General features: G+C 26.3%; 22 protein-coding genes. All 22 read left to right on the top strand.

Going from position 1 to position 17984, the window contains the following annotated elements; genetic code table 11:
- Positions 1-219 precede the first annotated feature (219 nt).
- Positions 220-1128, top strand: a complete 909-nt coding sequence (gene spoIIIAA / locus Q4E08_RS09220) for a stage III sporulation protein AA (RefSeq protein ID WP_303130438.1) — start codon at positions 220-222, stop codon at positions 1126-1128.
- The gene (locus Q4E08_RS09225) at positions 1116-1634 is read left to right on the top strand and encodes a stage III sporulation protein AB (RefSeq protein WP_303130409.1); all 519 of its coding nucleotides are present in this window, start codon (positions 1116-1118) and stop codon (positions 1632-1634) included. The genes spoIIIAA and Q4E08_RS09225 overlap by 13 nt, the downstream gene beginning before the upstream one ends.
- A gap of 15 nt (positions 1635-1649) precedes the next feature.
- The gene (gene spoIIIAC, locus Q4E08_RS09230) at positions 1650-1847 is read left to right on the top strand and encodes a stage III sporulation protein AC (protein ID WP_303130411.1); all 198 of its coding nucleotides are present in this window, start codon (positions 1650-1652) and stop codon (positions 1845-1847) included.
- Between the two features lie 8 nt (positions 1848-1855).
- A complete protein-coding gene (gene spoIIIAD, locus Q4E08_RS09235) occupies positions 1856-2239 on the top strand; it encodes a stage III sporulation protein AD (RefSeq protein WP_303130413.1) in 384 nt (127 codons plus the stop codon).
- A gap of 3 nt (positions 2240-2242) precedes the next feature.
- The gene (spoIIIAE, locus tag Q4E08_RS09240; protein WP_303130440.1) at positions 2243-3451 is read left to right on the top strand and encodes a stage III sporulation protein AE; all 1209 of its coding nucleotides are present in this window, start codon (positions 2243-2245) and stop codon (positions 3449-3451) included.
- Positions 3452-3459: 8 nt separating this feature from the next.
- A complete protein-coding gene (spoIIIAF, locus tag Q4E08_RS09245) occupies positions 3460-4050 on the top strand; it encodes a stage III sporulation protein AF (protein WP_303130415.1) in 591 nt (196 codons plus the stop codon).
- 12 nt (positions 4051-4062) lie between these two features.
- Positions 4063-4665, top strand: coding sequence for a stage III sporulation protein AG (gene spoIIIAG, locus Q4E08_RS09250; protein ID WP_303130417.1), 603 nt, complete (start codon positions 4063-4065; stop codon positions 4663-4665).
- A gap of 68 nt (positions 4666-4733) precedes the next feature.
- Positions 4734-5243, top strand: coding sequence for a SpoIIIAH-like family protein (locus Q4E08_RS09255; protein WP_303130419.1), 510 nt, complete (start codon positions 4734-4736; stop codon positions 5241-5243).
- Between the two features lie 86 nt (positions 5244-5329).
- Complete coding sequence (locus tag Q4E08_RS09260) at positions 5330-5713, top strand: Asp23/Gls24 family envelope stress response protein (protein ID WP_024615037.1); 384 nt, start codon at positions 5330-5332, stop codon at positions 5711-5713.
- A 106-nt stretch (positions 5714-5819) separates the two neighbouring features.
- Positions 5820-6224, top strand: coding sequence for a transcription antitermination factor NusB (gene nusB / locus Q4E08_RS09265; RefSeq protein WP_303130420.1), 405 nt, complete (start codon positions 5820-5822; stop codon positions 6222-6224).
- Positions 6225-6233: 9 nt separating this feature from the next.
- Positions 6234-7082, top strand: coding sequence for a bifunctional 5,10-methylenetetrahydrofolate dehydrogenase/5,10-methenyltetrahydrofolate cyclohydrolase (locus tag Q4E08_RS09270; RefSeq protein WP_303130421.1), 849 nt, complete (start codon positions 6234-6236; stop codon positions 7080-7082).
- The gene (xseA, locus tag Q4E08_RS09275) at positions 7072-8268 is read left to right on the top strand and encodes an exodeoxyribonuclease VII large subunit (RefSeq protein ID WP_303130422.1); all 1197 of its coding nucleotides are present in this window, start codon (positions 7072-7074) and stop codon (positions 8266-8268) included. The genes Q4E08_RS09270 and xseA overlap by 11 nt, the downstream gene beginning before the upstream one ends.
- Before the next feature lie 12 nt (positions 8269-8280).
- Positions 8281-8502, top strand: coding sequence for an exodeoxyribonuclease VII small subunit (locus Q4E08_RS09280; protein ID WP_303130424.1), 222 nt, complete (start codon positions 8281-8283; stop codon positions 8500-8502).
- Positions 8492-9361 (top strand): polyprenyl synthetase family protein, encoded by an 870-nt coding sequence (locus Q4E08_RS09285; RefSeq protein ID WP_303130425.1) that lies wholly within the window; start codon positions 8492-8494, stop codon positions 9359-9361. Before Q4E08_RS09280 ends, Q4E08_RS09285 begins: the two co-directional genes overlap by 11 nt.
- An 18-nt stretch (positions 9362-9379) precedes the next feature.
- Positions 9380-11254 carry a 1-deoxy-D-xylulose-5-phosphate synthase gene (gene dxs / locus Q4E08_RS09290; RefSeq protein ID WP_303130427.1) on the top strand — a complete coding sequence of 625 codons (1875 nt, stop codon included), beginning with the start codon at positions 9380-9382 and terminating at the stop codon, positions 11252-11254.
- 2 nt (positions 11255-11256) lie between these two features.
- Positions 11257-12066 (top strand): TlyA family RNA methyltransferase, encoded by an 810-nt coding sequence (locus tag Q4E08_RS09295; RefSeq protein WP_303130429.1) that lies wholly within the window; start codon positions 11257-11259, stop codon positions 12064-12066.
- Between the two features lie 13 nt (positions 12067-12079).
- Complete coding sequence (locus tag Q4E08_RS09300; protein WP_303130430.1) at positions 12080-12907, top strand: NAD(+)/NADH kinase; 828 nt, start codon at positions 12080-12082, stop codon at positions 12905-12907.
- Between the two features lie 22 nt (positions 12908-12929).
- Positions 12930-13382 (top strand): arginine repressor, encoded by a 453-nt coding sequence (locus Q4E08_RS09305; RefSeq protein ID WP_303130432.1) that lies wholly within the window; start codon positions 12930-12932, stop codon positions 13380-13382.
- Positions 13383-13397: 15 nt separating this feature from the next.
- Positions 13398-15089 (top strand): DNA repair protein RecN, encoded by a 1692-nt coding sequence (recN, locus tag Q4E08_RS09310; RefSeq protein WP_303130433.1) that lies wholly within the window; start codon positions 13398-13400, stop codon positions 15087-15089.
- 161 nt (positions 15090-15250) lie between these two features.
- Positions 15251-16435, top strand: coding sequence for a SpoIVB peptidase (spoIVB, locus tag Q4E08_RS09315; RefSeq protein ID WP_303130434.1), 1185 nt, complete (start codon positions 15251-15253; stop codon positions 16433-16435).
- 305 nt (positions 16436-16740) lie between these two features.
- Positions 16741-17559, top strand: a complete 819-nt coding sequence (gene spo0A, locus Q4E08_RS09320; RefSeq protein WP_303130436.1) for a sporulation transcription factor Spo0A — start codon at positions 16741-16743, stop codon at positions 17557-17559.
- 157 nt (positions 17560-17716) lie between these two features.
- Positions 17717-17984, top strand: a 268-nt coding sequence (locus Q4E08_RS09325) for a phage integrase N-terminal SAM-like domain-containing protein (RefSeq protein ID WP_303130437.1), incomplete at its 3' end; no start/stop codon positions are given.

Genomic DNA, 17984 nt, shown 5'->3' on the forward strand with positions numbered 1-17984 from the left:
TTATAGAAGTTTCTACACTAGAAAATAACAATAAAATTCCTTGTCCATATTGCAATAAAAATATAATAGAGTAAATAAAAAGAGTTTTGATTACAAAGCTCTTTTTTTTATTTTTAATTTACATATTTTTTTATAAAATATGTAATATTTAAAGCTATATAAAAATATTAATTATAAAGAATGATTTACTTTTGTAGTATGAAAGGATGGGGAACGTTAATGCTTGATTGTGATTTAAATATCTTTCCTCCTAAAGTAGTTGTATTTTTAAAAGACTATGAAAAAGATAAGATTCAAGAGATTAGAGTTAAAATAAACAATCCAATAATAATTTATACAAATAAAGAAGAAGTAGTATCTAATATTAATATAAATAGAGAGGAATTTAATTTTATTATTAAACGTATATCAAATTATTCTATATATGCATATGAAGAAGAGTTAAGGCAAGGTTTTATAACATTAAAAGGCGGACATAGAGTTGGAATTGCTGGTGAGTGCGTAATGGAAAATAACAAAGTGAAAACTATAAAAAATATATCTTCAATAAATATTAGAATATCTAGAGAAATTATAGGATGCTCAAGAGAAATAATTAAATTTATAGTAGATAAAAATAAGGTAAAAAATACATTAATAATATCTCCACCAAAATGTGGAAAAACTACTATACTAAGGGATTTATCTAGGGTTATTTCAAATGGAAGCTTTGATACGAAAGGTAAAAAAGTAGTTGTTATAGATGAAAGGAGTGAAATAGGAGGATCTTATCTTGGTATTCCGCAAATGAATTTAGGTATAAGGACAGACATATTAGATAATTGTTTAAAAAAAGAGGGGATGATAATGGCAATAAGGTCATTATCACCAGAAGTTTTAATATGTGATGAAATAGGAACAGAAGATGATGTTAAGGCTTTAAATACAGCTTTTAATTCAGGGGTAAATATTATTATTACAGTTCATGGAAATAATCTATATGATATTAAATCAAGAAATATATTTAAGAATCTTTTCCAAAATGGAATTATAGAAAGGGTAATAGTTTTAAGCAATAAGCGTGGAGTAGGAACTATAGAAAATATATATTCTGTAAAGAAAGAGGGAGATATTATATGTTTAAATTAATTGTTTTATCTATAATATTTTTAATATTTTCTTATTCTGGATATATATATGGAGAAAAATTTAACAATAGATATAAAATTTTACAAGAAATACTTAAGGCTATAAATATTTTACAAAATGAAATTATGTACAATAGTACAGCTCTTCCAGAAGCATTGAATGTAGTTTCGGAAATATGCAGAGATCCATTAAGTTTATTGGTAAAGGATGTATCTAGATTAATTTATAAGGCAGAAGAAAATAGTATTTTTGATATGTTTAAGATATCATACGAAAAATATAAAGAAGATTTATGTTTGAAGAAGGAAGATATTAGAATTATATCAGATTTTTTAAAGTCTCTTGGAGAACTAGGGGTATATGGACAAGAAAAAATGTTTGAATTAGCAAAAGCTAATTTAAATATTAATATAAAGGATGCACAAATTATTGCAGAAAAAAATATAAAGCTATATAGATACTTAGGAGTATGTGTTGGTGCTATGATATTTATATTTTTTATTTAAATGGGGAGGGAGTTTATGTTAAACATTAGTATATTATTTAAAATTGGTGGAGCTGGAATATTGTTAATAATACTAGATAAAGTTTTGAAAAGTAGTGGTAAAGATGATATTGCTGTTATAACTAATATAGCAGGGGTAGTTATTATATTACTTATGATAGTTTCAATGATTGGGGATTTATTTCAGTCAGTTAAAACTATGTTTATTTTATAGGTGACAATATGATTATTTTGAAAGTAGTATCATTTGCTCTTGTTGCATTATTCATTATACTTTTATTTAAAAATAGTAGGTCTGACATAGCTGTTTTAATATCTATAATAGCAGGAGCTACAATGCTTATATTTATTTTAGGAGAGCTTCAGCAAATAATAAATTTTCTTAGGGAAATATCTTATAAAGCGGGAATAGACACTGTTTATTTAGGGATAATAATGAAAATACTTGCAATTGCTTATATAGCATCATTTGCATCTGAAGTATGTAAAGATGCAGGGGCGTCTACTATTGGATCTAAAGTTGAATTTGCTGGAAAGATAATGATTTTAACTATGTCAATACCGATACTTATGGCTGTTTTAGATTCTATTTTAAAAATAATTTAGGTGATATATATGAATTTAAAATATAAAAAAATTACTATTACATTATTTATTACTATATTATTTTCTACTATGTTTGTAGCTTTTATTAATTCAAGAGAAATAATAGTAAGTGCTAAAGAAAACTTAATTGATGAGTCTATGAATAAAGAAACAAAAGAAGAGTTAAATAATTTATATAACTATATAAATAATATGAAAACAGATGTTGAACTTATAAACGAATTAAATCCAGCTGAATATATAAAAAGTTATATAAGTGAAGGTCATGGAAACATAAGTTTTGATAAATTAATGAAAAGTGTAGTTAGCTTATTATTTAAAGAAGTTAGGACGGTGCTTAATTTAGTTGTTTCTGTGGTAGTAATAGCAATACTTTGTTCTTTAATTAAGAGTTTGCAAGATGCATTTAAAAATGAGAGTATATCACAAATTGCGTTTTTTGCCTGTTATTCAATATTAATTATGGTATTATCTAAAAGTTTTATAGTATCAATATCTGTGGCAACAGAAGCCATTAATGAAATTGCAAATTTTATGGCAGCTCTTTTGCCTGTATTAGTTACTATGATTGCTTTAGCTGGTGGATTTATGCAAGCCGCAACATTAGATCCTATAATTTTAGCATCTGTAACTTTAATTCCAAAAATATATGTAACAGTAATAATACCTTTAATTTTGATAAGTTTTGTTATGACTTTTGCAAATAATATTTCTAATGAACATAAAATAGACAATTTATGTAAATTATTTAAACAAGTTATTTTATGGTTACAAGGAATAATTATAACTGTATTTATTGCAATACTTACAATAAGAGGAATAACGGCAGATACTATGGATGCGGTTGCGGTAAAAACAGCAAAATTTGCAATAGATAATTTTATTCCTATTGTAGGAAAAACCTTTTCTGATGCAATAACTTCTGTTGCTGGATATTCATTAATAATAAAAAATGCAGTTACTGGAATAGGTCTTATAGTTATAGTATTAGTTTTAATATATCCAATAATTAAATTAATTTTAATGTCTTTTATATATAAATTATCAGCAGCTCTTGTAGAGCCTATAAGTGATAAAAGAATAACTAACTCTATCGCAGCTGTAGGAGATTATTTAATTCTTTTAATGTCTTGTGTAATTAGCGTTAGCTTTATGTTCTTTATTTTGCTTGGAATAATGGCAACAGCTAGTAAATTTATTGTAGGAGGGTAATTAGATAATTGGATTTAATAAAAAATTTTGTGATTATTTTAGTGACATTATTAATATTTATATCAGCAATTGAAATTATAGCTCCAGATAATAGTATGAAAAAATATGTGAAATTTGTATTAGGATTAATTTTAACTGCAGTTATATTAAGCCCTATTTTATCAATAGTATTAGATGGAGAAACTAAGCTTAAAGATTCAATAGATAAATTTCAGAAGCAATATAGTCAGAATGAAAAAAAGAATCAACATAATGAACAAAATGTTTTAAAAATTCAAGAAAAAAATTTTAAAGAAAATCTTTCGAAAAATTGTGAGTCTATGTTAAAAAAACAATTTAAAGATTTAGATTTTTCTTGTGATATAGATTGCGATATAGATATTAAAGATGAAAAATTTTTAATAAAGTTAGTTAATGTAACTATTAAAGATAAAAATATAAAAAAAATTAAGAAAGTAGAAAAAGTTGAAATAAACAAAGAAAATAAGAAAGAAGAAAAGAAAGAAAATAAAAATAGTGAGTTTAAGGAAGTTGTAGATTTTATATCCAAAGAGTTTCAAATTGATGAGAATAAAATTAATATATATAAAGTGGAGTAAAGGGGATTATTTATGAATAAAAAAAAGTTTAAGGAAATTTTAGATGAATTTTTAAGTAAAAAACATATAAATATTTTAATTGTCATAATAATAATTATAGTTTTCTTAACTACAGCTTTAAGTGTAATAAGTAAAAATGAAAATAATCAAGCTAAAGAAACTCTAAGCAGTGAATTAGAGAAAGAGATAAATAATGAAAGGACAAAAGAAAGTAAGGATGAATATGAGGCAAGTCAAAAAGAAGAGCTTACAAATATACTACAAAATATAAGTGGTGTAGGTTCAGTTAGTGTAATGATGACATTTGAAAGTGGTGAGGTGAAAATACCAGCTTATGATAAAGATACTCAAACTTCAGTAACAGAAGAAGAAGATAGCGAAGGTGGAAAGAGGGTAAATGAGCAAAAAAATGATGGTTCTAAAGTTGTAATGAGTACTAATGATGATGGAAATGAACCATTTGTAATTCAAACAAAAAAGCCTAAAGTAATAGGGGTAGTAGTAGCTGCAGAAGGAGCTGAAAATAGCAAAATTAAATATGAGATTCAAAAGATGGTTTCAACTCTTTATGATTTATCAGTAGATAAAGTTAATGTTCATCCGATGAAAAAGTAAAAGTTAATGTATATATTAAAAATACTTAGCATATAATTCAATAAGTAAAGGATGGGAGGTAATAAAAAATGAACAAAAAACAATTTGGGATTATTTTTACTCTACTTGGCTTAATAATATGTGTAGGACTTTTAGCAAGTAAACTAAATGAGGGTGGATTTAATGATCCAAGTGATTTAAGTCAAGTAATTGCAAATGAAGAAGAAAAAGAAAAAGAGCAAGAAACTTCAGCACAAAAAGACTTTTTCTATGATGCAAGAGGTGAAAAAGAACAAAAAGATGCAGAAACAATTCAAAATCTAAAAGCTATTGTAGAAGATAAAAATACAACAAAAGAGCAAAAAGCAAATGCTCAAAAAGAATTATTAGAAAAAACTAAACAAAATTCTATTGAAAATAGAGTGGAAATGAACATAAAAAATAAAGGAATAAAAGATGCTATATGTTATGTTGATGGTGATAAAGCAAAAGTATTTGTAAAAACTGAAGGCATAGATCAAAAAATGAGTTTAGAAATTCAAGAAATAGTACAAGATGTTGCTAATGTAAATGATATATCAATAGAAGTAAAAAAATAAATCCGTTGTAATGCCATATCATATTTGATATAATAATTCTAAGATAAATAGTTTTGATATATACAAAACATAGGAGGTCGAATTAGATGGAAAACTTCAATAATGATAGCATTGGAATTGTTAAGATTTCTGATGAAGTTGTTTCAGTTATTGCGGGAATTGCTGCAGAAGAGATTGATGGGGTTATGGAATTCCAACATGGCGTTACAAACAACATATCACAATTACTTAAAGGTAAAAAGTCATCTGGTAAAGCAGTTAAAGTTACGTTAGAAGAAGATAGAGCTAAGATAGAGATGGCAGTTACTGTAGAGTATGGTGTGAAGATTCTAGATGTTATAGGTTCAGTTCAAGAAAATGTTAAAAAGACTGTTGAAGCTATGACTGGTTTAGTTGTAAGTAGTGTAGATGTATATGTTCAAAACATCTATTTACCAAAGAATTCAGAAAAAGAATCAAAGGAGATTTAATCGCACCCTCTGATATTCAGAGGGTGTTTCCTTGTTTGAATATATAATGATTAATACTATTAGAATAAGTCTATAATTTAGAAGAAAAGCATTTTAGGAGGAAAAAATGAGCAGAAAATTATCAAGAGAAAAAGCAATGGAATTAATATTTAGTACTATGTTAACTAAGGAATCACATGGAGAAGCAATTGAAACATTTGTAGATAACTATGAAGGAAACATAAAAGAAATAGATTTAGAATACATAAAAGAAGTCCTAAAAGGTGTTGAAGAAAACAGAGAAGAAATAGATGAATTAATTAAAAGCAATCTTCAAAAATGGAAGATTGATAGAATATCAAAAGTAAATCTTTCAATCTTAAGACTTGCTATATATGAAATGAATTATGTAAGTGATGTTCCAGAAAAAGTTGCTATAAATGAAGCACTTGAAATAACAAAAAAATATTCAGATGAAAAATCAGTTTCATTTGTTAATGGAGTATTAGATAAAATATATAAAAATAAGTAGGTGTTTATATTGGGGAAAGTTATTAATTGCAAGGAAATATCAGGAAAATTAAAAGAGGATATAAAACAATTTATAAATGAAAGAAGAAATAAAGGTCTAATAGTACCAAAAATTTCATCTATTTTAGTTGGCAATGATGGCGGCTCAATATATTATTTGAATTCACAAGAGAAGATAGCAACTTCTCTTGGGGTTTTATTCGATAAAGTAATATTAGAAGAAAATATTACGGAAGATGAGTTAATAGACATAATAAATAAACTTAACTGTGATGAAAGTGTTCAAGGTATAATGATTCAGTTACCACTTCCAAAACATATAAATGAAGAAAAAGTTGTAAATACAATATTAAGCACAAAAGATATAGATTGTTTGACTTATGAAAATATTGGTAGATTATATTCAGGAAATCCTGAGTTTTTACCATGTACACCTAATGCTATAATGACTGTTCTTAAAGAAAGTAATATAGATTTATCAGGAAAAGAAGTTGTTGTTGTTGGAAGAAGTAATATAGTTGGTAAGCCAGCTTTACAACTTCTATTAAATGAAAATGCTACAGTAACAATATGTCATTCAAGAACAAGAGATTTAAAGAGTGTATGTAAAAGAGCAGATATATTAGTTGTAGCTATTGGAAAGCCAAAATTTATAACAGCTGATTACATAAAAGATGATGCTATAGTTCTTGATGTTGGAACTTCAAGTTTTAATGGTAAAATAACAGGAGATGTAGATTTAGAGGATGTTTTAGATAATGTTTCTATGATTACAAAAGTACCAGGAGGTATAGGATCAATTACTACAACTTTACTTATAAAAAATGTTTGTGAGGCAATTAAGAAAAATGAGAATTAAGGTTTTAAGTGTTTCAGAGGTTAATAACTACATTAAAAAGGTAATAGACAATGATTTTATATTAAGAAATCTCTCTGTAAAAGGAGAGATTTCTAATTTAAAATATCATTCTAGTGGACATATATATTTTTCACTTAAAGATGAAAAAGGTAAAATAAATTGTGTTATGTTTAGAAGTGATTCTTTAGGTCTGGATATAGAACTAAAAGATGGAATGGAAGTAATTGTTAGAGCTAGAGCATCTATTTATGAAGCAAATGGGAGCTTACAGCTTTATTGTACTGAAATTACTCAAACAGGACTTGGGGATCTTTATATAAAGTTTGAGAAATTAAAAGAAAAGCTGTTAAGAGAAGGTCTTTTTGATGATAAAAAGAAAAAGACTTTACCTAAAAATATTAAAAGAATAGGAGTTGTAACTGCTTTAACAGGTGCAGCTATACACGATATATTAAATGTAACCAAAAGAAGAAATTCTTCAGTTGATATAGTTTTATACCCTGCAAAAGTTCAAGGTGAAGGTGCATATAAAACCGTAATAAAAGGTATAGAATATTTTAATAAAAATAAATCTGTTGATGTTATAATTATCGGAAGAGGTGGAGGATCAATTGAGGAACTTTGGAATTTTAATGAAGAGGAATTGGCATATTCTATATTTAAGTCTAAAATACCTATAATATCAGCTGTTGGTCATGAAGTTGATTATACAATATCAGATTTTGTTGCTGATATTAGAGCAGCTACTCCATCTCAAGGTGCAGAACTTGCAGTAATTAACCAAATAGAGTTAAAAAATGAAATTATAGGATTAAAAACTTTACTAAATAAAAATATTGATAGTATAATAAAGCTAGAAAAAAATAAATTAAATTCAATGGATAAGATATTAAGATTAAATTCACCAATTATTAAAATAAATAATAATTATATGGAGTTAGATTCTATAAGTGATAAGCTAAATACAATAATTAAAACAAAACTTTCAGGAGAAAAAGGGAATCTTAAAGAAATAGCTTCACTTTTAGTTGCAAATAATCCTCTTAATATTTTAAATAAAGGATATACTATTATAAAAAATAATGAAAATAAAATACTAAAAAGTAAAAATGATATAAAAAATAATGAAATAGTTGAAATAGTATTTAAAGATGGAACTTTAAAAGGTAAATTTAGTATTGAATAAAGGAGAAATAATATGGCTAAAAAAGTTAGTTATGAAGATATGCTTTCTAATTTAAAAGATATACTATCAAGGCTTGAAGAAAATGATTTAACTTTAGATGAATCTATAAAAGAATATGAAAAAGGTATAAAACTTGTTAATAAACTTTATAAGACATTAAATGATTATGAAGGAAAGATATCTGTAGTTATAGATGATAAAGAAACGGGGTTTGAAGATATAAATGAATATTAATGACTTAAAGTATGAAATAGATGCTTATTTACGTGATTATTTTAAAAATAAAGGCAGTTATAATAAATTAATTTATGATGCTCAAAGTTATAGTTTGAATATAGGTGGAAAAAGGATAAGGCCAATATTGACACTTCTTACTTATGGACTTTATAAAACAGATGTAAAAAAGGCTATGAAAATGGCATGTGCAATAGAAATGATACATACATATTCATTAATACATGATGATTTACCTTGTATGGATGATGATGATTTAAGAAGAGGTAAACCAACGAATCATAAAATTTATGGAGAAAATATAGCTGTTTTAGCAGGAGATGCATTATTAAATGAAGCAATGATAATACTTATGCAAAGTGCCTTAGAAAATGGAGAAGACGGATTAAAGGCAGCTATTGAAATATCAAAATCTTCAGGATCTGATGGAATGATTGGAGGTCAAGTAGTTGATATTTTAAGTGAAGGTAAAAAAATATCTTTAGAAGAATTAGAATATATGCATTCAAAAAAGACTGGAGAGCTTATAAGATGTTCAGTGATTTCAGGAGCATTATTAGCTAAAGCACCAGAAGAAGATTTATATAAATTAAATGAATTTGCAAAAAAATTAGGTCTTGTTTTCCAAGTTAAGGATGATTTATTGGATGTAATTGGTTGTGAAGAAAAATTAGGTAAAAAAATACATGCGGATGAAAACAAAGAAAAAACAAATTTTGTTACAGTATATGGAGTAGAAAAGTGCGAGGAAATTTGTAGATTACTTACAGAAGAATGTATTGAATTATTAAATGGATTGTCTGTTGAAGCTAATAATTTAATAGAAATTACAAATAACCTTTTAAATAGGGAATTTTAAAAAGAAGGTTGGGATGATATGAAGGATATTTTAAATAAAATAAAATCTCCTAATGATATAAAAAATTTAACAACTGAAGAACTTAATGAGTTATCAGATGAAATAAGAAAATTTTTAATAGAATCTGTTTCACAGACTGGGGGACATTTAGCTTCAAATTTAGGTGTAGTTGAACTTACATTAAGCCTATTTAAAGAATTTGATTTTAATAATGACAAGATTGTATGGGATGTTGGACATCAAACATATGTACATAAGATATTAACAGGAAGAAAAGAAGGATTTATAAATCTTAGAAAACACAATGGGATGAGTGGATTCCCAAAAAGAAATGAAAGTAAATACGATTTTTTTGATACTGGTCATAGTAGTACATCAATATCCTCAGCTTTAGGATTTGCAAGAGCACGTGATTTAAAGAGAGAAAAAAACAATGTAGTTGCTGTTATAGGTGACGGAGCTTTAACCGGTGGAATGGCTTTAGAAGCATTAAATGATTTAGGTTTTAGAAAAACAAAAATGATTATAATATTAAATGATAATCAAATGTCTATATCAAAAAATGTAGGAGGATTATCATCATATTTAAATAAAATGAGAATGAAACCTAATTATAATAAATTTAAAGAGGAAGTTAATAATAAATTAAATGTTAGTTCAACAGGAAAAAGAATTGCAAAAAAATTAAGTAAAATAAAAGATAGTATAAAGCAACTTGTCGTTCCATCAATGTTGTTTGAAGATATGGGACTTAAATATTTAGGTCCTATAGACGGACACGACATTAATGAAGTAACAAAAGTTTTAAACTATGCAAAGACAATAGATGGACCTGTAATTATACATGTTGTAACACAAAAAGGAAAAGGATATGAACTTGCAGAAAAAAATCCTAATAAGTATCATGGAGTTTCTCCATTTAATTTAGAAAATGGTGAACCGGTAAATACTGCTAGGTCTAGTTATTCTAAAGCTTTTGGTGAAGCTTTAGTAAAAATTGCAGAAGAGGATAAAGATGTAGTTGCTGTAACTGCAGCTATGCCAGATGGTACTGGATTAAATGGGTTTAAAGACAAATTCAAGGATAGGTTCTTTGATGTTGGAATAGCAGAACAGCATGCGGTTACTCTTTCAGCAGGAATGGCTTGTGCGGGATTAAAGCCTATATTTGCAGTGTATTCAACATTTCTTCAAAGAGGATTTGATCAAGTTCTTCATGATGTTTGCATACAAAACCTTCCAGTTGTTTTTGCAATAGATAGAGCTGGGTTGGTTGGAGAAGATGGAGAGACACATCAAGGAATATTTGATATATCTTACCTTTCAATAATACCTAATATGACTATAATGGCTCCAAAATGCTTATCAGAAATTGATATTATGCTAAGATGGGCATTAAAAAAGGGGACTCCTGTAGCAATAAGATATCCTAGAGGTGGAGATACAATAGATAATATAGATGGGTTAAAAAATATAGAATTTTCAAAATGGGAAGTTTTAGATGAAGGAAAAGATGATAAAATAGCCATAATAGCATGTGGTAAGATGACTCAACATTCTATTTTAACAAAAAATTTATTAAATAAAGAAGGCATATATCCAAAGTTAATTAATGCCACATTTATAAAGCCTTTAGATGAAGGTATTTTGCAAGAATTAGTTAATGATGGATATGATATAATAACAGTTGAAGACAATATAATAAAGGGTGGAATTGGATCTAGTATACTACAATCTATCAATAGATATGGTTTTAAAGGAAACTTTAAATCTATAGGTTATGATGATAAGTTTATAGAACAGGGAGACGTAAATGTTCTTTATAGCGATGAATATATGGACCCAAAAGGAATAAAAGAAGAAGTTTTAAAACTATTAAACAAAAGGAGATAAAAATGGCAGAAAAAAAAGAAAGGCTTGATATATTATTAGTAGAAAAAGGAATAATAACATCAAGAGAGAGAGCAAAGACTAATATAATGGCTGGAAAAGTATTTGTTGATGGTATACGTATTGATAAAGCAGGTGCAAAAGTAAGTGTAGATGCTAATATTGAATTTAAAGGTGATACAATACCATATGTTAGTAGAGGTGGACTTAAATTAGAAAAGGCAATGAAAGAATTTCCTATAACATTAGTGAATAAAGTATGCATGGATATAGGAGCATCAACAGGTGGATTTACAGATTGTATGTTACAAAATGGAGCTAAAAAAGTTTTCTCAGTAGATGTTGGATATGGACAGTTTGCTTGGAAGCTTAGAACTGATGAAAGAGTCGTTTGTATGGAAAGAACAAATATAAGATATGTAACTCCAGAGGATATAGGAGAAAAATTAGACTTTGCATCAATAGACGTATCTTTTATATCACTTAAAACAATTATGCCAGCAACTTTAAATTTATTAAAAGATAATGGTGAAGTAGTAGCTTTAATAAAACCTCAATTTGAAGCGGGTAGAGAAAAGGTTGGAAAAAAGGGAGTTGTAAGAGAAGCTAGTGTTCATAAAGAGGTAGTTGAGTCAATAGTAAATTATTTATTAGAAAATAATCTTAATGTATTGGGTGTTAGTTATTCTCCAATAAAAGGTCCAGAAGGAAATATAGAGTATTTAGTTTACTTTACTAAAGATAAGGACAAAAATAGTGTTTTTAATTTAGAAGATATAGATAAAGTTATTAAAGCTTCACATTCAGAAATATAAGGATTGAATGTTTATGAAATACATAGGTATTGCAATAAATCCATCTAAGGATCCAGATGGTAGTATTCTTGATTTAGTTAAAAGAAAAATAAAAGATGAATTTAAAAATATAAGATTTAAGGTATTAAATACTTACGAGTTAAAATATGAAGATATATCTAAAGATATGGATTTAATTGTTGTGTTAGGCGGAGATGGAACTTTACTTGGAGTTTCAAGAATTATTTCTAATAAAATAGATATTCCTTTATTAGGTGTTAATATAGGAAATTTAGGTTTTTTAAGTAGCATACATATATCAGAATTAGATGAAGCAGTAAAAAAATTAAAAAATGGTTTATATAAAATAGAAAATAGAATGCTTCTTAGTTGTTCTATAGATGATATAATTAATGATGATCAAGTGGCTTTAAATGATGTAGTTATAGCTAGAGGAACATTATCTAGAATGACAAATTTTGAGATATATGTAGATGATAGATATTATACATCTTTTAAAGGTGATGGATTAATAATAGCTACTCCTACAGGTTCTACTGCATATTCATTTTCAGCTGGGGGACCGTTTATATATCCAGATTTAGATGTTATGTTATTAACACCAATATGTCCACATACAAAAAGCATGCAAACTATGGTGTTAAGAGGAGAAAGTACAATAAAAATAAAAACTTTTCATCATGATGAAGAAGTTTATTTAACTATTGATGGACAAAAAGTATATAAGGTAAATGAAAATTCTATAATAAAGGTTAGTAAAACTTATAAAGAAGCTAAGCTTATACAGTTTGATAATTATGATTATTTCAAAGTTTTAAGAACAAAAATTTTAAATAAATAATAGAATGAGATGGTGAGGTACAGTGAAATCAAAAAGACATGAAAGAATATTAGAGATAATAAAAGAAAAGGATATAGAAACACAAGAAGAGCTTGCAGAAGAACTAAAAAAATCAGGTTTTGACGTTACTCAAGCTACAGTTTCAAGAGATATAAAAAATTTAAAGCTATTGAAAATGCAATCTGCTTTTGGAAAGTATAAGTATGTAGTTCCAACTAAAGATACTACAAATATAACAGATAAACTTGCAAATATTTTAAAAAATGCAGTAGTAAGTGTTGAAAATATAGATAAGATGGTAGTGGTAAAAACTTTTACAGGTGGTGCTTCAGCAGCAGCAGAAGCTATAGATAGTCTTGATTTTGATGATATAGCTGGAACTGTAGCTGGAGATAATACTATATTTATATTGGTTAGAAGTATTAGTGGAGCAGAAAATCTTGTAGAAAAAATAAATAGTAGAATTAATGATTAAATATAGGTGATATAAATGCTGATACAGTTAAATATTAAAAATTTTGCTCTTATTGAAAATATTTCTTTAGATTTAGGAAGTGGATTTAATATATTATCAGGAGAAACTGGTGCAGGTAAATCAATATTAATTGATGCTATAGACTATGTATTAGGTGGTAAGTTTTCTAAAGATTTAATTAGAACTGGTGAAGAAAGAACAAGAGTTGAGGCTATATTTAGTATAGATTCAAATGATTTAAGAGGAGTTTTAAATGAATTAGAAATTGAATCAGATGATGTATTAATAATATCTAGAGAAACATTAATAAGTGGAAAAACCATAATAAAGGTCAACGGGAAAAGTTTTATTGTATCTCAATTAAGGAAGATACGTGAAAAGTTATTAGATATTCATGGACAGCATCAAAGTCAAAATCTTCTACAAAAAAGTAGTCATGTGAATTATTTAGATAATTATATAGGTAGTGAAGTTGAAGTTGAAATAAAGAAATTTTTAGATTTAAGAAATAAACTTTTAAATATAAGAGAAAAAATTAAGTCTATAAGTGGAAATAATGATAAAGAAAAACTTGCTGATTATATTAAATTTCAAATTGAAGATATAGACAAAGCAAATCTTAAGATTGGTGAAGAAGAAGATTTAAAAGATCAGTATAATATTTTATCAAATGCAGAAAAAATAACAAAATCAGTTAGTGTTAGTTATAATTTGTTAAATGGTGTTGAATCAGCCGGTATAATAGAAAATATATCTAAAGTTTTAACTGAATTAGGTTATGTTGAAGAGCATCTTTCTAAAATAAAAGAAAAGCGTGAAATAATAGAAGAAGCTTTTTATAACATAGAAGAAACTTCTAGAGAATTAAGAGATATTTTAGAAGAAATATATTATGATGAAGAAGAATTATCTAAAATAAATGAAAGACTATTTTTAATAAATAGTTACAAGAAAAAATATGGTGGTTCTATTGAAGCTGTGTTAGATACTTATAATAATTTAAAGCAACAATATGAAGAGTTAATTAATGCAGAAGAAATAATAAAAGAATTGAAAGAAGAAGAAAAAATAATATATAATGATATGAAAGTATTAGGTGAAAAAATATCAAATATAAGAAAGAAATATAGTGGAGAACTTAGAGAAAAGATTTTAACGGAACTTTCTTATGTTGGATTGGATAAATCTAATATGAATATCTTAATAGAAACTAAAGAAAATTTTGATGAAAAAGGATTTGATGATGTTACATTTATGATTTCAACTAATCCTGGTGAACCTATGAAATCATTAGAAAAAGTTTTATCTGGTGGGGAATTGTCAAGAATAATGCTAGCTTTAAAATGTGTTTTTGCAGATAAAGATGATATACCTACTTTAATTTTTGATGAGATAGATACTGGTATAAGTGGTCAAGTAGGACAAAGAGTTGGAGAAAAAATGTATCAAGTATCAAAAAATCATCAAGTATTATGTATAACTCACTTACCACAAATAGCTATTCTTTCAGATCATCATTATTTTGTTTCAAAGGAAATTAGAAATGAAAAAACTTTTACAAATATAAGATTATTATCAAATGAAGAAAAAATATATCAAGTAGCTACAATGTTAGGCGGAGATAGTGTAACTAATGCAACACTGGAAAATGTAAGAGAAATGTTTAATAATTCTATTATAAAAAAAAGTGAATTAAAATCTATATAAATACATATATAGAGTGATAATTGGAAAAAATAAAATCACGGTAATTACGTGGTTTTATTTTTTTATTTTTTAAAATTTTGTCTATTATAGAAATGTTAATATAGAATACATAGCATGTCCTAAGGGTAACTTAAATATAAAGACAAAGGAGGAGAGATAATATGAAAAAAGTTATAAAATCAATAAGTTTAATGTTTAGTTTAATGCTTATTTTAATATCAACAACAATATTTACTCTTAAAGATATGCCAGATAAGATATATACAAATAATGCTATAGAAACTACTTCTATGTTTGATTCTATGAATCCATTAAATTATGTAACTTATGGTGAAGATTCTGTTGATATAAGTTTTATGGGTTTAATTCCTCTTAAGTCAGTTTCAGTTGAAAATGTTAAAGATTTAAAGTTGTATCCTGGTGGTACTAGTGTTGGTGTTAGACTTTCTTCAGATGGAGTTTTAGTAGTTGGATTTTCAGATGTTATTGTAAATAGTAATAGAAGTGAAAGTCCAGGAAAAAAATCAGAAATAGAAATTGGAGATTTAATAACAAAGATAAATGGTAAAAATATATGTACTACTAAAGAATTAAATAATTTTATAAAAACTTCAAAAAATGAAGAAGTTAAATTAACTATAAACAGAAATGGAAGTATAATAACAAAAAATGTGAAACTATTAAAAGAGAATAACGAGTTTAAATTAGGACTATGGGTAAGAGATTCAACAGCTGGAGTTGGTACTTTAACATTTTATCATGAAGAAAGTAAAAAATTTGGAGCCTTAGGACATCCAATTACCGATGGAGATACTAATACTAGATTTTCTGTTAAGTCAGGGGATTTATTAGATGCATCTATAATAAGTTTAAGAAAAGGGGAGAAAGGTTCTCCTGGGGAATTGAAGGGCATATTTACTAATGAAGAAACTCCTATTGGAAAAATAGAAAAAAATACTGAGTGTGGAATATTTGGTTTAGAAAATAAAAAGAATATAAATAATAATTTAAATGAAAAGTTACCAGTAGGATTTAGAAATGAAATAAATTTAGGTAAAGCTAAAATTATAACAACTATAGATGAAACTGGACCTAAAGAATATGATATAGAAATTATAAAAAAATTAAATCAGGAAAGTCCTAGTCCTAAAAGTATGATTATAAAAGTTACTGATGAAGAACTTTTACAAAAAACTGGTGGTATAGTTCAAGGAATGAGTGGAAGTCCAATTATACAAAATGGGAAAATAATAGGAGCTGTTACTCATGTATTAATAAATAAACCAGATGTAGGGTATGGAATATATATAGATTGGATGTTAAAAGATGCTGGAATAATAAAATAAGTAAAAAAGACAGGCAAGAAATTTTATCTTGCCTGTTTTTGCAAAATAAAGCTTCTTTAATACAGTAAGTGGTATTTTTTTACAATAAATATAGACAAAGAACGATTGATAGTGTATAATTTACAAATAGTGGAATAAAAGTATAAGCTAACTTTATTAAAATAAAAACTAGCTATATAAAAGGAATTTTTAAAGAAATGTCGAATAAATTACTTGTAAGAATTAATATTTAAGTATATTCTGATATATAGTGATTGTTTTTGTGGGTATATATAGAATAAAAAATGGATAAAGGGGAGAAATACATGGAAAATTCAAAAATATCTATACTTATAGCTGATGATAATAAGGAATTTTGCAGTATATTAAATGATTACTTATTAAATCAAAAAGATATTGTCGTAACAGGTATAGCAAAGGATGGAAGGGAAGCATTAACATTAATAGAGGAAAGAAAGCCTGATTTAGTAATTTTGGATATTATCATGCCACACTTAGATGGATTAGGGGTTTTAGAGAAGTTAAATAATATGAAGTTAGAAAAAATGCCACGAGTTATTATTTTATCAGCAGTAGGACAAGATAAAATAACACAACAAGCTATTACATTAGGAGCAGATTATTATGTAGTTAAGCCGTTTGATATGGATATATTTACTAAAAGGATTAGAGAAATGTTTAGTTCAAATACAAATAAAAATTTATCTAATACTTCAAGATATCAAAGTCATGATAGTTCAGTTCATTCATCAATTTCATCAAATGAACCAGTAGATTTAGAAACAGAAATAACAAGTATAATACATGAAATAGGAGTTCCTGCACATATAAAGGGGTATATGTATTTAAGAGAAGCTATAACTATGGTTGTTAATGATATGGAATTATTATCAGCTGTAACTAAAGAATTATATCCTTCAATAGCTAAAAAATATAATACAACTGCATCAAGGGTTGAAAGAGCAATAAGACATGCTATAGAAGTTGCATGGGGCAGAGGTCAAATAGATGCCATAAATAAGCTTTTTGGTTATACAATTCATAATGATAAAGGTAAGCCTACTAATAGTGAATTTATAGCAATTATTGCAGATAAATTAAGACTTAAAAATAAAGTGAGTTAAATAGCTTGGTTGAGCCAAAGTTGATTTTATTTATACCAATAAATAATTGAAAACATTCTAAATTTATTATATAAATGTAACTAAATAATATTAAAAATATAGAAAAATACCTTCTATTTATTGAGTTTATAAACTTGATAGATAGGAGGTATTTTTTATGCCAAGAATTAAAAGAAAAAAAGATTATATTACATATATTCAAGATTTTATAGATAGCTGTACATTAAAAGGATTAGCACCTAAAACCATAAAATCTTATTATCAATCATTAACTTTATTTTGTAAATACCTTGAAGAGGAAAAAGGAATTATGAGTATAGAGGAAGTAAATAAAGATGTCATTGAGGAATATTTACAGTTCATTAAAGAGAGAGGTAAATATAGTTATGTGGCTGATGAGAAAAGTCTTAATAAAACTTATCAAA

The sequence above is a fragment of the Clostridium sp. genome, assembly GCF_030532265.1.
Taxonomy (GTDB): domain Bacteria; phylum Bacillota; class Clostridia; order Clostridiales; family Clostridiaceae; genus Clostridium.

Bases quoted from the DNA above. Each gene is read 5' to 3' on its own strand.
- spoIIIAA (WP_303130438.1), top strand. From the start codon at position 220: ATGCTTGATTGTGATTTAAATATCTTTCCTCCTAAAGTAGTTGTATTT.
- Q4E08_RS09225 (WP_303130409.1), top strand. From the start codon at position 1,116: ATGTTTAAATTAATTGTTTTATCTATAATATTTTTAATATTTTCTTAT.
- spoIIIAC (WP_303130411.1), top strand. From the start codon at position 1,650: ATGTTAAACATTAGTATATTATTTAAAATTGGTGGAGCTGGAATATTG.
- spoIIIAD (WP_303130413.1), top strand. From the start codon at position 1,856: ATGATTATTTTGAAAGTAGTATCATTTGCTCTTGTTGCATTATTCATT.
- spoIIIAG (WP_303130417.1), top strand. From the start codon at position 4,063: ATGAATAAAAAAAAGTTTAAGGAAATTTTAGATGAATTTTTAAGTAAA.
- Q4E08_RS09255 (WP_303130419.1), top strand. From the start codon at position 4,734: ATGAACAAAAAACAATTTGGGATTATTTTTACTCTACTTGGCTTAATA.
- Q4E08_RS09260 (WP_024615037.1), top strand. From the start codon at position 5,330: ATGGAAAACTTCAATAATGATAGCATTGGAATTGTTAAGATTTCTGAT.
- nusB (WP_303130420.1), top strand. From the start codon at position 5,820: ATGAGCAGAAAATTATCAAGAGAAAAAGCAATGGAATTAATATTTAGT.
- xseA (WP_303130422.1), top strand. From the start codon at position 7,072: ATGAGAATTAAGGTTTTAAGTGTTTCAGAGGTTAATAACTACATTAAA.
- Q4E08_RS09280 (WP_303130424.1), top strand. From the start codon at position 8,281: ATGGCTAAAAAAGTTAGTTATGAAGATATGCTTTCTAATTTAAAAGAT.
- Q4E08_RS09285 (WP_303130425.1), top strand. From the start codon at position 8,492: ATGAATATTAATGACTTAAAGTATGAAATAGATGCTTATTTACGTGAT.
- dxs (WP_303130427.1), top strand. From the start codon at position 9,380: ATGAAGGATATTTTAAATAAAATAAAATCTCCTAATGATATAAAAAAT.
- Q4E08_RS09295 (WP_303130429.1), top strand. From the start codon at position 11,257: ATGGCAGAAAAAAAAGAAAGGCTTGATATATTATTAGTAGAAAAAGGA.
- Q4E08_RS09300 (WP_303130430.1), top strand. From the start codon at position 12,080: ATGAAATACATAGGTATTGCAATAAATCCATCTAAGGATCCAGATGGT.
- recN (WP_303130433.1), top strand. From the start codon at position 13,398: ATGCTGATACAGTTAAATATTAAAAATTTTGCTCTTATTGAAAATATT.
- spoIVB (WP_303130434.1), top strand. From the start codon at position 15,251: ATGAAAAAAGTTATAAAATCAATAAGTTTAATGTTTAGTTTAATGCTT.
- spo0A (WP_303130436.1), top strand. From the start codon at position 16,741: ATGGAAAATTCAAAAATATCTATACTTATAGCTGATGATAATAAGGAA.